Below are 20793 nucleotides of genomic sequence, written 5' to 3'. Positions count from 1 at the left end.
AATCGTGAACAACGTGTGACGGACCACCCCCGCTTGGGAAAAGTCAAGTCTCGGTGCCGCTTGCTGCCGGGCAAAGGGTGGCGAAAGGTTATTTCGTCCCGAGGATGTCAGGCGTCTGCCAGGCAAGCCGCTGCCCACCATCAACGAACAGAAGCTGCCCCGTGACGGACCGCGCTTCGATCAGATATCCCAGAGCAGCGGTGATGTCCGAGGGATCGGCTCCACGTTCCAGAATCGTTGCGGACCGCTGGCGGCGGTAGTGTTCGTCATCCTGACGCGCGCCCCGAAGCGTCGGTCCCGGCGCGATGCCATTGACCCGGATCGTCGGGGCAAGCGCCTGTGCCGCCGTGCGGGTAAAAGCCCAGAGCCCCATCTTGGCGATGGTATAGGTCATGAATTCCGGCGTCAGCTTCTCCACCCGCTGGTCTATGATATTGACGACGAGCGCCTGCGCAACCGCCTCACCCCGGTCATCCTTGCCCGCCTGCGGCGCCTGTGCGGCAAAGGCCTGCGTCAGAAAGAACGGCGCACGAAGATTGGAGCCGATATGCCGGTCCCAGCTTTCCCCCGTGGCCGAGGCAAGTGTGTCGTATTCGAAGATCGACGCATTGTTCACCAGAAGCGTCAGCGCACCGCCCAGCATATCCACCGCACGAGGCACGAGGCTCTCTGTCTCCGAAGCGCTCAGCAGGTCGGCTTGAAGTGCCACGGCCTGCCCACCCGCGTCGCGAATCTGGCGGACGACCTCATCCGCCCCATTGGCAGATGCGGAGTAATGGACCGCAACCTCATATCCCCGCTGGCCGAGGTAGAGCGCCATCTCGCGCCCGATACGTTTGCCTGCGCCGGTAACCAGTGCCTTGGGTGCCATGTCTTCTTCCTTCCGCCCTCGGATGCGCCGAAGAACGCGTCAGGCCTTGTCCTTGCAGGGACAGGTCTTCCGCCCGATGAGCCAGGTGCCGCAGTCGCCACACCGTTGCGGCTTCGATATCTGCGGCGGCTGTTGCTTCCGCGTAGGCCGGAACCAACGCATCTGGCCGAGAAAGCCGAGCAGAACGACCGCCGCCAGAAAGAATACCGCGATTTTCAGCAGCATGTCACAATCCGTATCTCGCCCACAGCGCCCGCTCTTCCACAGCTCCCTCCAGCCCGGCCAGTGCTTCCGCGCCCAGCGCATTCATACCAAGTCGCGACAGCAGGGACCGTTTCGGCCCGAACGCGCGAAAGCGGACCTTGTCGCCATAGAGCGCCTTCATGCGTGGCACGAGATGTCCGATACCGTCGGCGAGGCCCAGCGCAACCGCCTGCTGGCCGACCCATACATCGCCCTGAAACAGGTCGATGTCGCTGGCCAGCCGCGTACCGCGCCGCATCTCCACATGACGGATGAAATTCCCGTGGATCGGCTCAAGCAACGCCCGGATCCGCTGCTCGTCAGCTTCGGTCAGGCTGCGGAACGGATCGGCAAGGCTCTTTGAGCGACCCGCCGTCAGCACCCGTCGCTCGATGCCATGGCGATGAATGAACTCGGCAAAGCCGAAGGAGGCATGGATGACCCCAATGGATCCGAGCATGGAACTGTCATCGGCCCAGATATCATCCCCCGCCGTGGCGAGCCAGTAGCCCCCCGAAGCAGCAACATCTTCCACGAATGCGTGTACGGGCACCTGCTTCTCCTCCGCCAGACGGCGGATGCGCGCGGCGATGAGCGCGCTCTGCACCGGAGATCCACCCGGAGAATTCACGGCAAGCGCCACCGCAACCGGCTTCTTCGCGAAAGCACGCGCGATCACCGGGGCAAGGGACGCATCGCTCAACCCCCCGCGGCCACCTGCGGCAATCGTGCCCTGCAGGCGGATGACGGCGACGGTCGGACGGCAGGACAAGGAGAATTTGAAAGCCATGGTCCGCATTTATGCGCGGATACCCTCCCCCGGCAAGGGGTGCCGCCGTCCTGTCACCGCACGGGCGTAGGCGGGCTGGCGACAACTTCTTTCAAAAAGCGGTGAATCGGCGGCAGGCCAGAAGGATTTTGGTTACATGCGGTGGAGCGCGACGGCGAGCAGCAGATGTCTGACAGGGCCGGCCCGTTACGGGTGCCGGCATGGCGCAGCAAAAGGCGTATCATTGGATCCCAATTGCTGATCACCCGTCGGCCATGTGCGGTGTCATGTCCGAACAACAGGTAGCCCCGGGTGTCCTCACAAGCGTCCGACCGGATCCCCATCAGCCAGGGCTCCATAGAATTCGTCCCATCGAAGTGCTGCGGAATTTCCACCGACTGCACCGACTGCACCGACTGCACCGACTGCACCGACTGCACCGACTGCACCGACTGCACCGACTGCACCGACTGCACCGACTGCACCGACTGCACCGACTGCACCGACTGCACCGACTGCACCGACTGCACCGACTGCACCGACTGCACCGACTGCACCGACTGCACCGACTGCACCGACTGCACCGACTGCACCGACTGCACCGACTGCACCGACTGCACCGACTGCACCGACTGCACCGACTGCACCGACTGCACCGACTGCACCGACTGCACCGACTGCACCGACTGCACCGACTGCACCGACTGCACCGACTGCACCGACTGCACCGACTGCACCGACTGCACCGACTGCACCGACTGCACCGACTGCACCGACTGCACCGACTGCACCGACTGCACCGACTGCACCGACTGCACCGACTGGCGTCTTCTGCCCGCAGGACAGGCGCAAGGAGATGGGTCGCTTAAAGTTCGGGCGGCGCGCACAGAGCGGTCAAGCAAGCCTCGCGCTTAGGGAACAACGCCGCTTTCGCCGCGTTGCAGCTCGGGTGAGCGAGGTATTCAGATCGCCGCCCGTTGCTCAGGGAGGCGCTGCATGACCCACCGGCATTGGGCTTGACCGTGGACGGAACGAGCCCCGAGGCGTCCTCCATACGTATCCCCTTCTGGTCGGGCGGAAGTCTTCGCGCGGCGGGCGCCGCTGTGGCGGAGAGCGAAAGCCCCGACCTTTACGCCTTCCAGCCCTTCCGCATCATGGATCGCCTGGACCAGAATCAGGCGGTTATTGCGCGAAACTACCTTTCCATCATGTCCGCTGCGCGGGACGGGGAGCTTATCACCCCCGCCGCCGAATGGTTGATCGACAACCATCACGTGGTGGAGGAAAACTTCCGTCACCTTCGCCGCGACCTCACCCCTTCCTTCTACCGCCATCTGCCGCAGATCACGCTCGTCAACGGGCAGCGGGTTCCCCGGGCCTTCGCTCTTGCCTGGCAATACGTGGCAATCGTGGATTCCGAAATATCGCTCGCCGGCCTGACGGAGATGGTCGAGGGCTACCAGACGCGCCGTGTCCTTACCATCGGAGAGCTCTGGGCGGTTCCAGCGCTGCTGCGCTTCGTGCTTCTCGAAAACCTCCGCCGGCAATCGGAACAGGTGGACAGCGCCCGTCGGCAGAGGCTTGCGGCCAACGCGCTCGCCGATCAGATGCTCATCCCTGCGGGCGATGGCGGTGTGGCGCTGCTTCTGGCTACGCATGTCGCGGAAGCGCGGGAGGATACCTTCGCGTCCCAGCTCGTCTATCGCTTCCGCGACGGCACGCAGATATCCCGCGAGGGCACGGCGTGGCTGGATGCCCGGCTGGCGGAACGCGGGACCACTGCCGAGCGCATGGTTGCGCTGGAACATGCACGCCAGTCGGCGAGCAATGTCTCCAGCGGCAATATCATCCGCAGCCTGAGGCTGGTGGACGACGTGGACTGGCTGACATGGTTCGAAAAGGTCAGCGCAGTCGACAGGGTGCTCCGGCAGTCTTCCGATTATGGCCGTCTCGACAAGCCGTCACGCAACTCCTACCGCGACACGGTCGAACGCGTGGCGCGGCATGGCCGGCTCGACGAGGTGGAGGTGGCGGAAAAAGCCGTCGCCCTCGCCCGGACGGAAAGGCCACATGATCCAGACGGGTTTCATGACGCAGATGGGCCGCGGGATGCGGGCGGACGGCCTGACGCGATCGGACCTGACACAACCGGGCCGGGCTCAACCGGGCCAGATGATAGGGACACGCGCCTGACGCCTGATGCGGCGCAATCGGCTCGCATCCCCGCATCGGGTGAAGGAGCGGCAGAAAGCCTCCGCTCTGGTGCTGAACCGGAGCGGCGCTTTCCTACGCAGCCGGAGGCCCCCCCTCCCTTGCAGGATGCCGGAGCAGGCGCGCCCCTGTCCGGCACGCCTCCTTTGGCTTCGACCGGGAACGCATCGCACCCGGATGATCGGAGGAATGATCGTTCACTCATTTTGCCTGCGCAGGCCCCCGACGCGTCCCGCGCCCCGGTCAGTTCCGAGGCGGCGGGTACTCTTTCAGGCGCAGGTGATCCGAATGGCTTCGCCGCCCGCCCAACGGAACCACAGGCGCAGGCAGACGCCGCAGATACCCGCACCGGTGACGCGGGAAGTCCCGCCGCCCCCCCGCACGATGCGCCTCACGAGGTCGGGCCAGAGGTCGGGCGGGTGCTGGTCGGCGACAGGCTCGGCGAGCTGGAACAAGCCTGCGGCTACCGGACGCGCTTCGGGGAACGCTGCCTTCGCTTTGCGCAACGGCTGGGCTGGCCGGCGATCTTCGTGCCGGTGTTGGTGCTGTCCGTGATCATCGCCGGGCTGCTGGCCCTCACGCTTCCCGCCCAGCCGATGCTGCCGCTCCCCGTTTCCATCGTGCTTATCCTGCTGGCGCTGGTTCCGGCCTCGGATGCTGCGATGGCACTGGTGAGTCTCGTCTCCTCGCGGCTCGTGCCACCGGCGCGGCTACCCGCCTATGACTACACCGATGCCATCCCTCCTGAGGCGCGGACGCTGGTGGTTATCCCCTCCCTGCTTACCGACTACGACACGATCGATGACCTGCTGGGCAATCTTGAGCGCCACTACCTCGCGAACCCGCGCGGCGAGGTATCCTTTGCATTGCTCTCCGACTGGGCGGATGCGGCGGAGGAGACGCAGCCTTCCGACGACGAACTGGTCGCCTATGCCCGAAACGGCATTGACCTTCTGGCCGAGCGCTATGCCCATGACGGGCGGCGACGGTTCTTCCTTCTGCATCGCCGCCGCCTGTTCAATGCTGCCGAAGGCGTCTGGATGGGGTGGGAGCGCAAGCGCGGCAAGCTCAGCGAGCTGAACCAGCTACTGGAGGGTGAGGGCGACACCACCTTCCTCGACACAGGCCCCCGCCCGCCGGATGGGGTGCGCTACGTGGTGACGCTTGATGCGGATACCCGTCTGCCGCGCGATTCCATCGCCGATCTGGTCGGCAAGATCGACAACCCGGTGAACCGGCCCCGCAACGATCCCAAGACGGGCCTTGTCACGCGCGGACACGGCATCCTTCAGCCGCGCGTCACGCCCTCCCTCACATCCGGAGCGGAAAGCTCGGTTTTCCAGCGGGTGTTCTCCGCCAACCGTGGCCTTGACCCCTATGTCTTTGCCGTGTCCGACCTCTATCAGGACCTGCTGGACGAGGGGAGCTTCACCGGCAAGGGTATCTATGATGTTCGCGCCTTCGATGCCGCGATCGACAACCGCCTGCCGGAAAATGCCGTTCTGAGCCATGACCTGATCGAAGGATCTCTGGCCCGCGCGGCGCTCGTCTCAGATGTCCAGGTGATCGAGGATTTCCCGACCCGCTACGAAGTGGATGTCTCTCGCCAGCATCGCTGGGCAAGGGGGGACTGGCAGCTTCTACCCTTCATCCTCGACCCGACGAACGGCCTGAACGGCGTGGCACGGCTGAAGATGGTGGACAACCTGCGCCGCACCTTGGTCCCCATCGCCTGGGTTCTGGCGTCCGCCATAGGCTGGCTCACGATGCCGTTCAACGCCGCGCTCTGGTGGCAGGTAGGTCTTGTCCTGACTTTCATCTTCGTGCCGCTTGCCAACTTCTTGATCGGCGTCGTGCCCCGGCAGCGCGGAACCTCTGCCCGGAGCCACATCCACGTCGTGCTGAGCGAGGGGCGCGGCCTTCTGGTGGAATTCGGCCTGCGGCTCACCTTCATGGCCCATCTCGCGGTAAAGATGGGCGATGCGATCGTGCGCGCCCTCTACCGCATGTTCGTCTCACGCAAGCATCTGCTCGAATGGCGCACGGCCCAGCAGGTGCATGTGAGTGCGCGGTCAGACTTGAAGGACTACCTGCGCTACATGTGGATATCGCCGGTGATCGGGCTGGGCCTCTTTGTTGCGGTTGCGCTTCTTAACCCCGCCGGTCTGGCCGTCGCCCTGCCCTTCGCACTTATCTGGACACTGGCGCCGCTTGCAGCATGGGAGGTGAGCCGCCCGCTCGCCACGGAGGATCGGCTTAACATCCGTCCCGCGGACCGTGATACACTGCGCCGGACGGCGCGCCTCACCTGGCGGTATTTCGAAACCTTCGTCACCGCAGAATCGAACTGGCTGCCCCCCGACAACTTTCAGGAAGCCCCGGCCCCGAAGATCGCCGAGCGGACCTCCCCCACCAACATCGGGCTTTATCTGCTTTCCGTCCTCACGGCGCGCGATTTCGGCTGGATCAGCTTCGAGGTCGCCGTGGGCCGCATAGAACAGTCCCTCGGCACGCTGGAGAGGATGGAGAAGTATCGGGGCCATCTTTACAACTGGTATGACACGGCGAACCTCGCCGTGCTGGAGCCGCGATATGTCTCCGCCGTGGACAGCGGCAACCTCGCCGGACACCTGGTCACGCTGTCTTCCGCGCTTCGAGAGTGGAGCCGGAACCCGTCCGTCAACATGCTGGGCAATCTGGACGGGATCGGAGACGTGCTCGCCCTGGTGCGGGAGCGCCATGCCGCCGTGCCGGACGACCGCCGCACACTCCGCCCTCTCCGCCGCCGGATCGAGGAGCGGATCGACGGTTTCGCCCGGAGCCTCGCCAGCTATCTCGATGAACCGCAGCTCGCCCCGGTGCGCGCGATCAACCTCGCCGTCATCGCCGAGGATATCCGCAAGTTGAGCCTCGACCTCGAACGGGAGGCAGGTCACGCCACCACTGCGGAACTCGTCTGGTGGGCCAATGCGCTGAAAGCCACCTGTGACGCGATGACGGGCGACTCGCTCGCCGGCTGGGAAGAGAAGGACAGTCTGGCAGAGCGTCTCGCCGCGCTGGCTGAACGGGCGCGCTCCCTCGCCTTTGCCATGGATTTCCGCTTCCTGATGGACCCGGAGAAGCGCCTCCTCTCCATCGGCTACAGGCCGGATCTGGGTGAGCGCGACCTGTCCTGCTACGACCTGCTGGCGTCGGAGGCGCGGCTCGCCTCCTTCTTCGCCATCGCCAAGGGCGACCTGCCGGTGGAGCATTGGACCCGCCTCGGCCGACCCGTCACCGCCTTCGAAGGGCGCGGTGTGCTGCTGTCATGGTCCGGCTCGATGTTCGAATACCTCATGCCCCCTCTCGTGATGCAGGAGCGCGTGGGCGGTATCCTGAATCAGTCCAACGCCATGGCAGTAGCGGTGCAGATACAGCACGGCAACCGGCTGGGTATCCCATGGGGCGTGTCGGAGAGCGCCTTCAACGCCCGGGACCGGGAGATGAACTACCAGTATTACGCCTTCGGGGTGCCCGAGCTGGGCCTGAAACGCACGGTCGGGCAGGACGTGGTCGTCGCCCCCTATGCAACGCTCCTGGCGAGCCAGATCCGTCCCCATGCGGCGGTGGCAAACCTGCGGCGGCTGGAGAAGATGGGCGCCTTCGGCCCGCAGGGGGCGTATGATGCCGTGGACTTCACCCCCAGCCGGTTGCAGGAGGGCGCGAAATACGCGGTCGTTCGGAATTACATGGCGCATCACCATGGCATGAGCATCGTCGCGATCGGCAACTCCATCCTCGACGGCATCCACCGCACGCGCTTTCACGACGATCCGGTCATCAAGGCGGCGGAGCTGCTCTTGCAGGAAAAGGCACCCCGGGAGATCGTGCCGCTCACGCGGAGCGACTCGGCCTCCAGCCCCGCCCATGTCGCCGGCCCGGAAGCGCAGCCCCTGAACGTCGCGCCCGAGCCAGAGGACAACCGCAATGCCGTGGCCATTCTTTCGAATGGGCACCACTCGGTCATGCTCTCCACCACCGGCGCGGGTTACATGACGTATGGCAGGCTGGCTGTCACGCGCTGGCGACCGGATCCGACCTTCGACCACGGCGGCAGCTTCCTGTTCCTTCGAGACACGGCCTCGGGCATGTGGTGGTCCGCCAGCACGAGCCCGCGCCGCGCAAAGCGAGAAACCGCCGGCGCCGTCTTCTCCGATCACAAGGCTGAATTCCACAAGGTCGCACATGGCATCGACAGCCGGATGGAGGTCATCGTCGCGGCGGAGGCCAATGCGGAAGGACGTCGTATCGTGCTCCGCAATCTCGGCACCGAGGCGCGGACCATAGAGATCACCTCGTATGGGGAGATCGTGCTCGACCGGGCAGAGGCGGACGCCGCGCATCCCGCCTTCTCCAAAATGTTCATCCGCACGGAGGTATGGGAGAATGGTCGTGTCATCACGGCTCGGCGCAACCGCCGCACCGCCGGCGACAGGCAGTTGCACCTTGCCCATTTCCTGAGCGGGCCGCCTGAGGGGCGGGGTACCGAGTTCGAAACCGACCGACGCGCCTTCATCGGCCGCGGGCGCACGCTCGGTACGGCTGCCGCATTTGATCAGGGAGCTGAGCTCACCGGGGCGACGGGTTTCACACTGGACCCGATATTCTCCCTCCGCCGCCGTATCCGCATCTTGCCCCGGAAAGAGGCGAGCCTGATCTTCTGGACCGTCGTCACCGACACGGCCGAGGAACTGGAGCGGGCGGTGGCGCACTACAGCCGCGCCGAAACCTTCGAGCACGAGAGCCGCCTCGCCTGGACCTATTCGCAGGTGCAACTCCGCCATCTGGACATCCCGCTGGAGGAAGCCGCGCTCTTTCGTCGGTATGCCGCGCTGCTGGTCTATCCGGACCTTTCGCTGACGGCGATGGATGCCGCGACGCAGGCGGCGATGGGCCCGCAATCCGCGCTCTGGCCTGCGGGCATATCGGGCGACGTACCGATCTTCCTGCTCCGACTTGATAGCGAGGCGGACCTTCCCATCGTGCGAAAAGCGCTCAGGATGCATCTCTACTTCCGCGCGCGTGGGGTGCTGGCGGATCTGGTGATCCTGAACGAGCGCGCCACTTCCTATTCCGAGCAGTTGCAGGACGAGATCAACGCCCTGTCGCAAAGCTATGAGCGTCGCAGGACGGGGGAAGGCGGCAATGTCTATGTCCTGCGCCGCGACATGCTGGGCCGCGAGACGCTGGACACGCTCCTGGCCGCCGCGCGGATTTCGATACATGCCCGCAACGGGCGGCTGTCCGAGCAGATCCATCGGCTCGACACCATCGCGGAGGAGAGCGTTGCCCCGAAGGCGCCGCCGCCCGCCCTGCCGGTAAAAGCTCTGCCGCCCCCTGCCTTTCCGGAAGAAGCTCTGCGCTTCTGGAACGGCTACGGCGGCTTTTCCGCTGATGGGCGGAGCTATGTCGTCCGTCTCCGCCACGGCGAAGCGACACCGCATCCCTGGATCAACGTCATCGCGCGCGGCGCATTCGGCTTCCACGTCTCTGCCACCGGAGCGGGGTTCACTTGGTCCGTCAACTCCCGTGATCACCAGATCACGCCATGGTCGAACGATCCGGTCATAGACCCCCCGGGCGAGGGCTTCTTCATCCACGATACGGAAAGCGGTCGTATCGCGACACCCTTTGCCGGCCTCTCCGACGATCCGCTGGCGCTCTACGAGGTGCGGCACGGCTTCGGTCAGACCACTTTCCGAGCCTTTACCGACTGGCTGGAGGTGGAGGCCGTTCAGACGCTCCATGCGGATCAGCCGGCGAAGCTCACCCGTCTCACGCTCCATAATCGGTCCGGGCGGACGTTGCGGCTGCGCGTCGCGGGCTATGCGGAATGCGTTCTGGGCCAGAACCGCAGCAGGACCGCGCCGATGATCCGGTTCCGGCGGCTTGCCTCCGGCGGACTTGCCGCGCGGAACCCCTTTGCGACGGAAGCGGTTGGGCACGCCGCCGTCTTCACCTGCGACCGCGTCATGACGGGGTTCCTAGGCTCCCGCACCGCATTCTTCGGCCGGGGGGGCAATCTTCGCCGCCCCGCAGCGCTGGTGGACGGTTGGCCGGGGTCCTCTCTGGAGACGGAGGGCGATCCCTGCGCCGTGCTCATCTCGGAAGTGACCCTTCCCCCCGGTGCCAGCCGCAGTGTGACATTCGCGCTCGGCGATGGGGAGGAGGCTGATGTCGATCATCTCCCCGCTCGCGTGCTGGGGGAGGATGCCTGGCAGGCCGCTCTTGCCGCCGCGGCAGGGGAATGGCGCGGTATCACGGATACCCTGCAGGTCAGTACCCCGGATCCGAAGCTTGATCTCATGATAAACGGCTGGCTGCCCTATCAGGCGATCGCGTGCCGCATCCGCGCCAGGAGCGCCTTCTATCAGGCCTCCGGCGCCTTCGGTTTCAGGGACCAGTTGCAGGATACGAGCGCCCTCCTGTTACAAGACCCTTCCCTCGCCCGCGCACAGATCCTGAACGCCGCCGGCCGCCAGTTCCCTGAGGGGGATGTGCAGCACTGGTGGTTGCCTGCGACGGGCGCGGGCGTCAGGACGATGATCTCCGACGATGTGGTGTGGCTGGGCCATCTGACGGAGCGTTATGTGGCGGCCACCGGCGATACCGCCTTGCTGGACCATCCGCTGCCCTGGCTGGAGGGCCGGAGGCTGGAGGAAGGGGAGCATGATGCCTTCTACACCCCCGGTCACAGCGCGGAGACGGCGCCTCTCTACGAACACTGCGCCCGCGCGCTCGACCTCGCCGTGGAGCGGACGGGGGCGAATGGCCTGCCGCTGATCCTTGGCGGCGACTGGAACGACGGGATGAACCGCGTGGGCGAAAAGGGCCGGGGAGAGAGCGTCTGGCTTGGCTGGTTCCTTGCCACCACGCTCGACGCCTTCGCGCCCTTCGCGCGGGCGCGGGGCGAGGCGGAGCGCGCCGACCGCTGGCAGGCGCATCGGGAGCGGCTGGCGCAGGCGCTGGAAGCGGCGGGATGGGACGGAGGGTGGTATCGCCGCGGCTATTATGACGACGGGGCGCCGCTCGGAAGCCAAGAAAGCGATGCTTGCCGCATCGATTCCATCGCGCAGAGCTGGGCCGCCATCTCCGGCATCGCCCCGGAGGACCATGCAACCATCGCGGTGGATGCGGCCCTGTCACATCTGGTGGATACAGAGGCGGGTCTCATTCGCCTGTTCCAGCCGCCCTTTGTCGGCGGTGCGGATGGCGAGGCCCGCGACCCCGGCTATATCCAGGGCTACCCCCCTGGCGTGCGGGAAAACGGGGGGCAGTACACGCATGCCGCGGCGTGGATGGTCTATGCGCTGGCGCGAATGGGCCGGGGTTCGGATGCGCATGGCCTTTTCGACATGATCAACCCCGTCTCGCATGCGGAGAACCGCGCGGAGGCGGATCGCTACAGGGTGGAACCCTATGTCGTGGCGGCGGATGTCTATGGCATCGGCGATAAGCGCGGTCGCGGGGGCTGGACGTGGTATACCGGCTCGGCAGGCTGGCTCTACCGGGCTGCGGTGGAGGGGATCCTCGGCATCACGCTGGCCGATGGAAATCTGCGCGTGGAGCCGAACATCCCACCCGACTGGCCGGGCTATGAGGCCGATATCCGACTTCCCGACGGTCGCCGCTACCACGTCGCGGTGACCAGACAGGACGGCTCCCATACCGTCGAGGTGACCCGGCAAACCGAGGACGCTGCCGACGGAGCGGCTGCGCCGGTTCCCCGTGACGCGGCAGAGACGGACAGCCGCTAGACACTCCGCCGGCAGGACAAGGTAGTCCGCGAAAGCCGCACCGGCTTTTCAGGAAGATGAAGGAGCGTCCGGGAATGCTATATTGCCGGCCAGCAACAGGAAAGGAACGCGATGACCACCATTCTCGGACTGTCTGGCAGCCTTCGCCGCGCCTCGTTCAATGCATCGCTGCTCCGCGCCGCATCGGGGCTGATGCCGGAGGGAGTTGCCCTGCAGATGGGCAGCATCGCCGATGTGCCGCTCTACAATGCGGATGACGAGGCCGCGTCGGGTATCCCGGAGCCGGTAGCCCGCCTGAAGGATATGCTGATGCAGGCGGACGGGTTACTGGTCGTGACGCCGGAGTACAACAATTCGCTGCCCGGGGTATTCAAGAACGCGATTGACTGGATGACCCGGCCGGCCGATGACATCGCGCAGGTATGGGGTGGCAAGCCCGTCGCGGTCATCGGTGCCTCTCCGGGCGGCTTCGGCACCATTCTTGCCCAGAACGCTTGGCTGCCTGTGTTCCGCACACTTGGCACGCGTCCATGGTTCGGCGGGCGGATGATGGTGTCACGCGCCCATACGCTGATGGACGCAGATCACGAACTGGAAAACGAGGAAACGCGCAAGCAGCTTGCGAACTTCCTCGCCGGTTTCGTGGGTTTCGTGCGGGAGGGTGGCTGACCGCTCAGAGATGTTCCTCCAGCCATGCCTTGACCACAAGCGCATCTGACGGGGTCAGGGCATGACCCGCCTGCACCACCTCCTCCGTCACCTCCACGCCCGCGGCCCGTAGCGCTTCAGCGACAAGGGGAGAGGGCGGAGCAACCTCGTCCACCGCACCCGACACGATCAGCGCCGCTCCGCTCGCCTCCGGCACGGGCGGTGCGGACAGCACAGCCGCAGGGCGGAGCAGCACCGCCCGCTGCACCGCGCGCGGCTCCAGTAGCATCGTCGCCCAGATCATGTTCGCACCGTTGGAATATCCCAGAAAGCCGGTGCGCGCCTCATCCAGCCCATAGCCCCGGATCGCGGTCGCGATGGTGGCGGAAAGCGCCTCTGCCTCCGAGCGGATGTCCTCCTCGTCGAAACGCCCCTCTCCCAGCCGACGGAACCAGCGGAGCGTCCCCTCCTCCGTCGAACGGCCGCGCAGACCGACGAGAGTGGCATGCGGTGCAACGCGACGGGCGAACGGCATCAGATCCGCTTCGCTCCCGCCCGTGCCGTGCAGCAGAAACAGCACGCTGCCATCCGGCTCCTCCGGCTCGTTCAGGCGGTGGACAAAGGGCAGGTCGCGCCGAGGGAAACGCGGCGTATCGGGCAACGCGAACTGCGGCAGCATCACACGAAGATCGGCGCCACGCTCCGCGTCGGACGGCGGGATCATCACCGCGGTTCCAAGCGTTTCCTCCGGCTCGTCCACAAGGAAACCGGGTCCGTCGGTCGCGTATTCGATCAGGGTTCCGGCGGGTTCGCGCGCATAGAGGGAGACGAAATACTTCCGGTCGTGGAGGTTGGTTTCCGTGGCGTTCAGGCGGGAGAGCTCCGCCTCCATACTGCGGATCGCGGGCACATCGGGCGCGCGGAAGGCCACGTGATCGGCGATCCCCGTCCCCGGCACACCCGGCCAGAAGCCGGTGGCGTCACGGATGTCGATGGCGTCCGTATCGGACAGCATACGCCGGACCGTCCCCTCCTCCGCCACAGGGCGATAGCCGAACCGCGCGATGAAGGCCGCCGTCTGCTCGGGCGCCTCGCTGAAGAGGGTGGCGGAGCGCAGGCGGGTGATCGCCAGCGCTTCCGGCACGGTTTCGGTCCATGGTGCGGTCGCGGGCAGATCGCTGCCTACCAGTTTCACCACCACGCCGTCGGGATCCTTCAACCGCAGGACGGGTTCTCCGAACTCCTTGCGGGGATGTTCGTGCGGGATCCCGCGCTCCAGCGCGCGGCCCAGCCAGTCGCCAAGCGCGGCACGGGGCACGGCAAAGGCGATCTCCGCCACCTGCCCGTGACCGACCCGGCCCGGCGCGCCGTCCTCCCACACGAGAAAGGTCACCAGTGAGCCGGGCGAGCCTGTCCGGTCGCCATAGAACAGGTGGAGCTGTTCGGCATCCTCGAACCCGCCCGTGCGCTTCACCAGCCGGAGACCCAGAAATCCCGCGTAGAAATCCACGTTCGCCTGAACGCGGCGTGTGACCAGAGTGATGTGATGAATGCCCGTAACCATGCCGCTCCCTTTTCGTTGCCCTTTCCGCATATGCGCCGGGCGGGGAGCGGGGCAAGGTCAGTCGGCGAGACGCGGGATGGCCGGATCCACTTCCACAGGCTCCACGCCGCGGGACAGCCCCGCGAAATCGAAGAGCGCCGGGTCCAGCAGATGCGAGGGACGGGCGTTCATCAGGGCGCGGAACATCACCTGCCGCCGGCCCGGCGAACGCGCCTCCCACCCGTCGAGGATCTGCTTCACCTGCTGGCGCTGCAAGCCGTCCTGCGAACCGCAGAGGTCACAGGGAATGATCGGATAGTTCATCGCACGGGCGAATTTCTCACAATCCGCCTCCGCCACAAATGAAAGAGGGCGATAGACGAACAGGTCACCATCCTCGTTCAGCAGCTTCGGCGGCATGGTTGCCAGCCGCCCGCCATGGAAGAGGTTCATGAAGAACGTCTCAAGGATATCGTCCCGGTGGTGCCCCAGAACGACCGCCGAACATCCCTCTTCCCGCGCGACGCGGTAGAGGTTGCCGCGCCGGAGGCGGGAGCAGAGCGCGCACATCGTCCGGCCCTGCGGCACCTTGTCCATCACGATGGAATAGGTGTCGGCATATTCGATCCGGTGCGGCACGCCCATGCGCGACAGAAACTCCGGCAGCACCGTCGCGGGAAATCCGGGCTGCCCCTGATCAAGGTTGCAGGCAAGCAGATCGACGGGCAACAGGCCACGCCATTGCAGCTCATGCAGGATCGCGAGCATCGTATAGCTGTCCTTGCCCCCCGACAGACAGACGAGCCAGCGGGCTCCGCGCTCGATCATGCCATAGGCGTCGATCGCTTCCCGCACCTCACGGACGAGACGTTTGCGGAGCTTGCGGAACTCCGTGCTCTGCGGCGCGCCGCGGAACAGCGGATGGATGTCGTCGGCCTCGTCCAGCATCAGCGGTCCCTTCTTGCGGGCGGCACGGGATCATAACCCGATCCGCCCCACGGGTGACAACGAAGAAGGCGGCGGAGCGTCAGCCAGCCGCCCCGCAGCCCGCCATGCCGCTCCAGCGCCTCCAGCGCATAAGCGGAACAGGTAGGCTGAAACCGGCAGGACTGGCCCAGCCACGGCGAAATCAGCAGCCGGTAGGCCCTGACCGGCAGTGCCACAACATGCGCGAGCGGCGTCACTTTGGCCGCCTTTCGCGCCTCTCAGATCGCAGCCCGTCGCGGTGGGCAGAGGCACGGTGGACAGAGGCGATGGCCGCGTCGAGATCAGACAGCAGATCGGCAAACGGCCGGTCCGTCGTCACGCCCGGCCGCCCGACCAGCACGTAGTCCCATCCCGCGCGTCCGATCAGCGGCAACCGCTCGCGCGCGAGGGCGCGGAGCCGCCGTTTGGCGCGGTTTCGGGCGACAGCATTTCCGACCTTCTTGGAGCAGGTGAACCCAACGCGGATCCCCTCCCCCGGCTCCCCCTCCGCCCGGCGGCGGGCCTGAAGCAGGAAACCCGAAGTCGCCTGACGGCGCGCCTGTGCCGCGCGCAGGAAATCCGCGCGAAGCTTCAGAATTCTCAACCCGGTGCGCTGGAGGTTGTGCCGGCCGAGACGTTCGTCCGCGGCCTCCTCCACATACGAAACCGCCGCCGGCCCCCCATCAGGTTCGGCGACGAGGCCCTCCTGACCGGGTTCCGGCGGCGTCATGTCTCTGACCTCAGGATCGTCCCGGCTTACGCCGAGAGAACCTTCCGGCCACGGGCGCGGCGCGCGTTGAGGACACGCTGGCCCCCTTTGGTCGCCATGCGGGCGCGGAACCCGTGCCGGCGCTTGCGGACCAGGTTGCTCGGCTGGAAAGTACGTTTGCTCATCGCGGCACTCCGTTCGTCGTCTGTCATGCGACCCAAACCCGCAAAACGTGCGGATTCGAAGGCCGGGGTTGTTCGAAGCCAGCCCAATAGGCGGAAAGCGGCAGGAAGTCAATCCGGGCGTCGCTCTCTCCCGCCGAGAGGTGCCGCAAGGTCGCTTTCCGCTTTATCCTGTCGCGAAGCTGTGAAAAAACCGGGGAAAATCCCCGGCGGCGTCGGGCTGCGACCGGGGGCAGGCGCTTCGCATGGTGTTGAACTCCCTCTCCGGCCGATTCCTTATCGTCACGACACTGTTCGTGCTGCTGGCCGAGGTGCTGATCCTCGTCCCGTCCATCGCGCGTTATCGGGTGGACTATCTGCATCTCCGGCTGGAGCGGGCACAGATCGCCGCGCTCTCCGTTCTGGCCAGCGACGATGTGCTGGACGAATCGCTGGAAAAGGAACTGCTGGCCACCGCAGGGGTGATGAACGTGGTCCTCCGCCGGGACGAGGTGCGCCAGCTCGTTCTGTCCTCCCCCATCACCCAGCCCATCTATGGCACCTATGATCTGCGGGAGGCAGGTCCCTTCCAGCTCATCCGAGACTCGCTCTCCGTTCTGCTGGAGCGGGACAACCGCATCATCCGCGTGATTGGCAATCCGGTACACGACGCGGGCCTGCTGATCGAGGTGACGACGGAAACGGAACCGCTCCGGGCGGCGATGGTGGACTACGGGCTACGCATCCTGCTGCTCTCCGCCGTATTCTCGGTGGTGACAGCGGTGCTACTGTTCGCGGCGGTGAGTCGGCTGGTGCTCCGCCCGATCCGGCACCTGATCCAGCATGTCACCGCCTATGCGGAGGCGCCGGAGGATGCGCGGCTCATCATCGAACCCTCCAGCCGGGGCGTACGCGAAATCCGTGAGGCCGAAGTCGCCCTCCGCTCCATGCAGACGCAGCTGACGCAGGCGCTGCGCCAGAAGGACAGGCTCGCCCAGCTCGGCGGAGCGGTTGCCCGGATCAGCCATGACCTGCGCAACATCCTGACCGCCGCGCAACTCTTCGCCGACCGCATGGAAAGCTCCGAAGACCCTGCTGTGCAGCGGGCCGCCCCGAAGCTCGTCGGCTCCCTCTCCCGCGCGATCAACCTGTGTGAGAGCACGCTTGCCTTCGGCCGGGCAGAGGAGCCGCCGCCCAGCCTTACCCGATTCCCGCTGATCCGCACCGTGTCGGAGATTCTCGAAAGCGAGACGATGGCGGATGAGGCGGCTGGCGGCCAGATCACCTTCCTGAACGACGTACCGCCCACCTTGTGGCTGCGCGCCGACCCCGAGCAGCTTCACCGCGTGTTGTCCAACCTCATCCGCAACGCCCGGCAGGCGATCGAGGCCACTGGCCAGCCCGGTGTCATCGAGGTCAGCGCCGGGGAGGATGAGGCCGAGTGGTTCATCCGCGTGGGAGACACCGGCCCCGGCCTGCCGCAGAAGGCACGGGAGTTCCTGTTCACCCCGTTTCAGGGCGGGGCGCGAAAAGGCGGCTTCGGCCTCGGCCTCGCCATCTCCGCCGAACTGGTCCGCGGCCATGGTGGACGGCTGGAGCTTGCCCGCAGCGACGAGGAAGGGACCGAGTTCATCATCCGCCTGCCGCGCGGCAGTGTGCAGGCCGAAACCGCGGCGCAATAACTTCTTCACTTTCGCCCTTGCATCCCCCCGCTGGGGGCGGTACATGCCCCCCACAGCGCACCCGTAGCTCAGCTGGATAGAGCACCAGACTACGAATCTGGGGGTCAGGAGTTCGAATCTCTTCGGGTGCGCCAATCATCTTATTGATTTACCCTCGCTTTCTCCTCCTGTTCCGGGAGGGGGTTCGGTCCGGTTTGCAGACGGTTTGCAAAAGCCGTTGCCGGACTGTTCTCGAATGCCAGGATCGCGGCCTTCGACAGGGCGGCCGTTCGGGCCATGTATTTTTCCAGAATGCGGGTAGCCGACTGTAGTGTGTGACCCGTCACCGCACAGATTTGCGAGATCGCCACACCAGCGGCAGCCAGCAGCGTCACAGCGGTCCCGCGAAGGTCATTGAAGTGCAGTTGCTCCGCCTTCCCCGCCTTGCTTAATTCCTCAAACGGCTTGGCATAGAAGCCTGCCTCAGCCATCCGGGCACGCCACCGCTTGCTCAGTTCTTTGTCGCTGCCCTCGGTGAACCACGGACGCCCGTCTTCCCGAGTGAGAATGAAGGGGCTGACCTTAGGGGCAGAATCGAGCATCAACCGCAGCGCCTCCGAGCAATGGACACTCACCGGCTCCTTGGTCTTGGATTGCTTGAGGCTGATGCTCTCGCCGTCATAGTCGGACCAACGCAGTCGATCAGGTCGCCGTAGCGCTGCCCGGTGTGAGAGCCAGCCGCCATCCCGGCCGGTGCGGTAGGCCTCATAGCGCGCGCCAAGGTCGCCACGCAGCAGGCCCGCGAGGTCGTGCTCCACGAAGAAGGTCTTACGCGCTTCCTCGGACAGCAGCGCCATGTTCATCGCCTGCTCGATTCGCTTCGCCATCGGCGCAAGGCAGCGCTGCACCAGCGCCCGGCTTTCCTCGCCGATGTTCGAATAGGTCGCGTTGTCGGTGATGCCGGCGGCCGAGGGCGGCACGCCGAAGATGCGGCACACGTCGAGGTTGGGAGTTTACGGCTCTCAAGGAACTCGGCGTCCATCGAGGAGAAGGCGAACGGCTTCCAGTCCGCCCCGCCGTCGAGCACCAACACGCCCGAGGTGCTGTCGTTCCGCTCGATCTTCTGCCGCAGCTTGTCGAGCACATCGATCTTCTGCGTCGGATTGATCGACTGGGCGAAGACCACCGCGCCTTCCGGCCGGAAGCCCTTCTGCGCCTGCTTGCCCGCCGCTTCCGCCTGCGTGACGGCAAGGCCGAAGGTCTCGCGCGCCAGATGCACCGGGGAGAGGCCCATGACGCCATCGGAAGCCAGCCGCCAACGCAGGTGCAGCACCTCGTCTTGCAGCATCACCTTGCCCGGTGCGCCGGTCTCCACGTAGCGCAGGCGGCCGCTGCGCAGCTTCTCCACAGAGATGCCGCGCGGGTCGATCATGCGCAGTGTCGTGACCTGGCCACGCCCGTTCCGTTCGATTTCGGCATAGGCATTGCCGTGGGTCAGCAGGTTGACGATCAGCGCGTTGCGGAAGTCGAAGGCGGTCTGGAACGTATTCGGCGCGTCGTGCAGCACCCCGTAGAGCGGATGGTCATTCGCCCGCTCGCGGCCGCCCCGGTCAGTCGAGCGGTAGACAAACAGCGGCACGCTCGCCATCAGCTCGGCGATCAGCGTGATGCAGCGCAGCGCGACTGGCAGGCCGGAGGCGCGGGTGGGATCGACGGCCGCCAGCGCCCCGCCATGACCGAAGAACTCGGGAAGATAGGGATCGGAGGTGGCGACGGTTTCCTGTGCGCGGCGCTCGCGGCCGAGGATGCGGGACATGAGGCTCATTGCTGCGCCTCCATGATGCGAACGATCCGGGCGGCATGGGCGAGCTGCGGATGGCCGGAAAGCGCGGCCCGCGCCCGCACCACGGTGCCGGGACAGGCCGGCCAGGTGGAGACCACGGAGACTTCGAGCAGTTCCACGGCGCGCAGCTCGCGCCAGTCGCCCTTGCGATGCTGATCGCGGACGGTAAAGCCGAAGCTCATGCCGCCAACGTCGCCGCGTTCGGCGAGCGCCAGCACGTCGCGGCCGGCCTGCGTGTCGGGAAGGTCGAGGTCGAAGGCGAGCCCGCGGGCGTCTTCGGTCAGGCGGAGCGAGCCGGAGCGGGTGCGGCCCAGCACCTTGCCGGGATCGTGGTCCAGCAGGGCCAGAATGTCCCGGCCGGAAGCGAGCGAGGTGCGAAGGCACCGGGGGCGATGGTTTCGGTGAAGGCATCGCCGATCCGGGCTTCTGCGCCGAAGGTGGCAGCATAGCCTTCGAGACGGCTGCCCTTGGCGCGTAGTTAGGTAGCGATGCGCGGCGTTCGACGGTCACAGGGCGATCTCCCGATAGGGCGTGATCAGCCGGTTGACGACGGGCGCGGTGTCGTCACCCATCCGGCCCGACCATTGGAAGAAGTGATCGACAAGCAGGAGCGCCGCCCGCTGTAAAGCGGGCGGCGCGGGATCGGAGGGCAGGGCTATCCCGATCGAAGCCAGATGATCCGCCGCGGCGGCAATCACCTGAACGATCTCGGCGTCGAGGTCATCTTCGCTGATACGCAGTTGAAGCTTGGCCTCGGCGAGGGTGAGCATTGGCCGGCGCCTCCCGGCGTCGAGCGGCGCGACGTTGAAGCGCATCGTCGGCAGGGTGGTGTTGAGAATGCCGCTCGGCTCATTGACACCGCCGCCCTTGATCGCCGCTCCGTCAACCGCTGCGGCAAGAAGGGAACCGAGGTCGGCCCGCAGGATCGGCTCCAGCGCGGTATAGCTTTACAGCAGCAGCCGGCGCGACACTTCGTATTCGGCTGCTACCGTCTTCGGCGACATGCTGGCCTTGCCGAAACGCGCATTGGACCGGGACACAGGCGCATGTTCCGCCACCCATCCCGCGATGCCACTGCCGGCAAGCCGGGGAAGGTCGAAGTTGCCGGAAAGGCTGCGCAGCACGGTCGCGCCCATGTCCTCCACCTTCAGCGCTGAGCGGCGGCGATCCATCAGCGGCCCCATGGTTGTCCCGATGAGATTGCCCGCCGCCGGTCCGGCCGGAGTCGTGGTGGTGAGCGCGCGGGCTTCCATGAGGATTTCCGTGGGCACCATCACGCCACGCACCTCGCGGTCGCGCGACAGTTCCTGATGCGTCGGCTTCGATGCCGGTCAGCCGGCCGCTCATGCCTTCGGAGTGCGGATTCCAATGA

The 20793-nt window shown here is 66.0% G+C and carries 15 protein-coding genes, 1 tRNA gene and 1 pseudogene; 4 read left to right on the top strand and 13 right to left on the bottom strand.

All coding sequences use genetic code 11. The features are described 5' to 3' along the window. Positions 1–88: 88 nt before the first annotated feature. From CG51_RS12430 to CG51_RS19215, 4 genes are read right to left on the bottom strand one after another with little or no spacing between them, the layout of a single operon-like run. Positions 89–871 carry an SDR family oxidoreductase gene (locus CG51_RS12430; RefSeq protein ID WP_035745502.1) on the bottom strand — a complete coding sequence of 261 codons (783 nt, stop codon included), beginning with the start codon at positions 869–871 and terminating at the stop codon, positions 89–91. Positions 872–910: 39 nt separating this feature from the next. After that, complete coding sequence (locus tag CG51_RS12425) at positions 911–1096, bottom strand: hypothetical protein (RefSeq protein ID WP_035745500.1); 186 nt, start codon at positions 1094–1096, stop codon at positions 911–913. Between the two features lies 1 nt (position 1097). Beyond that, complete coding sequence (locus tag CG51_RS12420) at positions 1098–1913, bottom strand: S49 family peptidase (protein WP_233141146.1); 816 nt, start codon at positions 1911–1913, stop codon at positions 1098–1100. Positions 1914–1957: 44 nt separating this feature from the next. Then, complete coding sequence (locus tag CG51_RS19215; RefSeq protein ID WP_051930547.1) at positions 1958–2701, bottom strand: hypothetical protein; 744 nt, start codon at positions 2699–2701, stop codon at positions 1958–1960. A 204-nt stretch (positions 2702–2905) separates the two neighbouring features. Between CG51_RS19215 and CG51_RS12410 the strand changes: the two genes are divergently transcribed. Further along, entirely contained in the window at positions 2906–11890 is an 8985-nt protein-coding gene (locus CG51_RS12410) for a GH36-type glycosyl hydrolase domain-containing protein (RefSeq protein ID WP_143412970.1), read from the top strand. A gap of 111 nt (positions 11891–12001) precedes the next feature. Next, positions 12002–12559, top strand: coding sequence for an NADPH-dependent FMN reductase (locus CG51_RS12405; protein WP_035745498.1), 558 nt, complete (start codon positions 12002–12004; stop codon positions 12557–12559). 4 nt (positions 12560–12563) lie between these two features. On the opposite strand, the gene CG51_RS12400 is transcribed toward CG51_RS12405, so the two are convergent. Genes CG51_RS12400 through rpmH form a run of 5 tightly spaced genes read right to left on the bottom strand, consistent with a single transcriptional unit; the run spans position 12564 to position 15941 of the window. Then, positions 12564–14102, bottom strand: coding sequence for a VOC family protein (locus CG51_RS12400; protein ID WP_035745496.1), 1539 nt, complete (start codon positions 14100–14102; stop codon positions 12564–12566). 57 nt (positions 14103–14159) lie between these two features. Then, positions 14160–15029, bottom strand: a complete 870-nt coding sequence (ttcA, locus tag CG51_RS12395) for a tRNA 2-thiocytidine(32) synthetase TtcA (RefSeq protein ID WP_035745494.1) — start codon at positions 15027–15029, stop codon at positions 14160–14162. Further along, the gene (gene yidD, locus CG51_RS12390) at positions 15029–15265 is read right to left on the bottom strand and encodes a membrane protein insertion efficiency factor YidD (RefSeq protein ID WP_035707821.1); all 237 of its coding nucleotides are present in this window, start codon (positions 15263–15265) and stop codon (positions 15029–15031) included. The genes ttcA and yidD overlap by 1 nt, the downstream gene beginning before the upstream one ends. After that, positions 15262–15777, bottom strand: a complete 516-nt coding sequence (rnpA, locus tag CG51_RS12385) for a ribonuclease P protein component (protein ID WP_035745492.1) — start codon at positions 15775–15777, stop codon at positions 15262–15264. Before rnpA ends, yidD begins: the two co-directional genes overlap by 4 nt. 26 nt (positions 15778–15803) lie before the next feature. Then, the gene (rpmH, locus tag CG51_RS12380; protein ID WP_035707816.1) at positions 15804–15941 is read right to left on the bottom strand and encodes a 50S ribosomal protein L34; all 138 of its coding nucleotides are present in this window, start codon (positions 15939–15941) and stop codon (positions 15804–15806) included. A gap of 242 nt (positions 15942–16183) precedes the next feature. Between rpmH and CG51_RS12375 the strand changes: the two genes are divergently transcribed. Then, the gene (locus tag CG51_RS12375) at positions 16184–17599 is read left to right on the top strand and encodes a sensor histidine kinase (protein WP_035745490.1); all 1416 of its coding nucleotides are present in this window, start codon (positions 16184–16186) and stop codon (positions 17597–17599) included. A 57-nt stretch (positions 17600–17656) separates the two neighbouring features. Further along, positions 17657–17733: transfer RNA gene (locus CG51_RS12370), tRNA-Arg, on the top strand. Positions 17734–17739: 6 nt separating this feature from the next. On the opposite strand, the pseudogene CG51_RS20760 reads toward CG51_RS12370, so the two are convergent. From CG51_RS20760 to CG51_RS12350, 4 genes and pseudogenes are all read right to left on the bottom strand, one after another. After that, a pseudogene (locus tag CG51_RS20760) lies at positions 17740–19394 on the bottom strand (phage portal protein). A 5-nt stretch (positions 19395–19399) separates the two neighbouring features. Next, on the bottom strand, positions 19400–19759 hold the full coding sequence (locus CG51_RS12355) for an HK97 family phage prohead protease (RefSeq protein WP_233141150.1): 360 nt from the start codon (positions 19757–19759) through the stop codon (positions 19400–19402). Between the two features lie 168 nt (positions 19760–19927). Then, entirely contained in the window at positions 19928–20191 is a 264-nt protein-coding gene (locus CG51_RS19210) for a head-tail connector protein (RefSeq protein WP_051930541.1), read from the bottom strand. A gap of 177 nt (positions 20192–20368) precedes the next feature. Continuing rightward, the gene (locus tag CG51_RS12350; RefSeq protein ID WP_051930539.1) at positions 20369–20695 is read right to left on the bottom strand and encodes a phage major capsid protein; all 327 of its coding nucleotides are present in this window, start codon (positions 20693–20695) and stop codon (positions 20369–20371) included. Between the last annotated feature and the right edge of the window lie 98 nt (positions 20696–20793).

Origin of the sequence: Haematobacter missouriensis (assembly GCF_000740775.1) — a bacterium.
In the GTDB taxonomy this organism is placed as follows: Bacteria; Pseudomonadota; Alphaproteobacteria; order Rhodobacterales; family Rhodobacteraceae; genus Haematobacter; species Haematobacter missouriensis.
Note: the sequence above shows the minus strand (reverse complement) of the source record. Positions and strands in the feature narration are given on the sequence as shown.

Excerpts from the sequence above, each read along its gene's own strand:
- CG51_RS12425 (WP_035745500.1), bottom strand. The coding sequence starts at position 1,096 with ATGCTGCTGAAAATCGCGGTATTCTTTCTGGCGGCGGTCGTTCTGCTC.
- rnpA (WP_035745492.1), bottom strand. The coding sequence starts at position 15,777 with ATGACGCCGCCGGAACCCGGTCAGGAGGGCCTCGTCGCCGAACCTGAT.
- CG51_RS12400 (WP_035745496.1), bottom strand. The coding sequence starts at position 14,102 with ATGGTTACGGGCATTCATCACATCACTCTGGTCACACGCCGCGTTCAG.
- CG51_RS12350 (WP_051930539.1), bottom strand. The coding sequence starts at position 20,695 with ATGGTGCCCACGGAAATCCTCATGGAAGCCCGCGCGCTCACCACCACG.
- CG51_RS12405 (WP_035745498.1), top strand. The coding sequence starts at position 12,002 with ATGACCACCATTCTCGGACTGTCTGGCAGCCTTCGCCGCGCCTCGTTC.
- rpmH (WP_035707816.1), bottom strand. The coding sequence starts at position 15,941 with ATGAGCAAACGTACTTTCCAGCCGAGCAACCTGGTCCGCAAGCGCCGG.
- CG51_RS12375 (WP_035745490.1), top strand. The coding sequence starts at position 16,184 with ATGGTGTTGAACTCCCTCTCCGGCCGATTCCTTATCGTCACGACACTG.
- CG51_RS12430 (WP_035745502.1), bottom strand. The coding sequence starts at position 871 with ATGGCACCCAAGGCACTGGTTACCGGCGCAGGCAAACGTATCGGGCGC.
- ttcA (WP_035745494.1), bottom strand. The coding sequence starts at position 15,029 with ATGCTGGACGAGGCCGACGACATCCATCCGCTGTTCCGCGGCGCGCCG.
- CG51_RS12420 (WP_233141146.1), bottom strand. The coding sequence starts at position 1,913 with ATGCGGACCATGGCTTTCAAATTCTCCTTGTCCTGCCGTCCGACCGTC.
- CG51_RS19210 (WP_051930541.1), bottom strand. The coding sequence starts at position 20,191 with ATGCTCACCCTCGCCGAGGCCAAGCTTCAACTGCGTATCAGCGAAGAT.